Below are 1,262 nucleotides of genomic sequence, written 5' to 3' on the forward strand. Positions count from 1 at the left end.
AATGGTATAAAGTTTACACTTCAGACGGTCATTTTCGAATTTTTCCAGCAGACAAATACATTTCAGAATGGAGTGAATAATCATGCGAGAAATTAAGTTTAGGATTTGGGACGAGAATTGCGAAGAATGGTTAAACCAAGATGAACACGTTATTTATGCGGACAATGGCGATGTAGGAGAATATGATGACGACGAACTAGTTGAATCTATCGTTCACAACACGGTGGTTGAACAATTTACGGGCCTGCACGATAAGAACGGCCAAGAAATCTACGAGGGCGATATTATGAAGTGCGTTGCTCGTGGTTCTAATGACATTTTTATAATGAAAGTCGCCTATTTTAATGATTGTGCTATGTTCTGCGTTCATTCAAATAGCCATCAGCGGAGGGGTTTGAGCGTTGCTTTTTATGAATCAGAAGTAATCGGAAACATTCACGAGAACAAAGAATTATTGGAGAAAAACAATGAAAAATTACGTTAAATGGTTAGTCCAAGAAATTAAGTCATTGAACACTGCTGGTGCAGTTATGCTGGCATTTATGGTCGGAGTTCAGTTGGCACTATTCATGGTTGCACCTATTACTGGACTATCAGTTATCACGCTAGTGGCCACGTTGGTTGGGTCAGCATGCACGGTCTACATGATGATTGGAAAGCCTATCAATGGGCTACTTGGGCTTATTAGTGCACTAGGATTTATCTACGTCAATTGGACTGCTGGACACTATGCCAGCGTATTGGATCAGTTAGTGTTCGTGGCATTGATTGATGTTCCGCTGATTGTGACGTGGAAGAGTTGGGGACACCGTATTATTAACGGCGTTAAGCATTTGAGTTTTGGCAACTGGCTGTCAACAGTGGCATTGATGTTCATTATCTGGATTCCACTTATTGTTGTCTACACTTGGTTAGGCGACACGAACCCAGTATGGGACTCATTGACGTTGGTAATAGGTGCGTTTGCATCGATTTATGTGTTCTTGGGCTACGGTGACAGTTACACGCTTTGGCTAATGGCTGATGTGGTCAATATTGTGCTTTGGATTACTGCTCTATCTGCTGGGTATTCCGCTAGTTCACTGCCAATGTTGTTGACAATGGCATTCTATCTGATGACAGCATTGTACGGGCGCTTCGTGTCTGTCTGGAGTAAGTGATGAAAGTACATGAATTGAAATTAGACGAAAAATATTTTGATTTAGTTAATAATGGCTTGAAAACATTTGAAATTCGGAAGAATGATAGAGACTATCATGTTG

The 1,262-nt window shown here is 40.9% G+C and carries 3 protein-coding genes; all 3 read left to right on the top strand.

Annotated elements, in window-relative coordinates; all coding sequences use genetic code 11:
- Window positions 1-82: 82 nt before the first annotated feature.
- On the top strand, window positions 83-484 hold the full coding sequence (locus AOQ32_RS08245) for a YopX family protein (protein WP_059394387.1): 402 nt from the start codon (window positions 83-85) through the stop codon (window positions 482-484).
- Window positions 468-1,160 carry a nicotinamide riboside transporter PnuC gene (gene pnuC / locus AOQ32_RS08250; RefSeq protein WP_059394388.1) on the top strand — a complete coding sequence of 231 codons (693 nt, stop codon included), beginning with the start codon at window positions 468-470 and terminating at the stop codon, window positions 1,158-1,160. Before AOQ32_RS08245 ends, pnuC begins: the two co-directional genes overlap by 17 nt.
- On the top strand, window positions 1,160-1,262 hold a 103-nt coding region (locus tag AOQ32_RS08255; RefSeq protein WP_114679996.1), incomplete at its 3' end, for a DUF3850 domain-containing protein. The genes pnuC and AOQ32_RS08255, both read left to right, overlap by 1 nt.

The organism is Fructobacillus tropaeoli (assembly GCF_001047135.2).
GTDB lineage: Bacteria > Bacillota > Bacilli > Lactobacillales > Lactobacillaceae > Fructobacillus > Fructobacillus tropaeoli.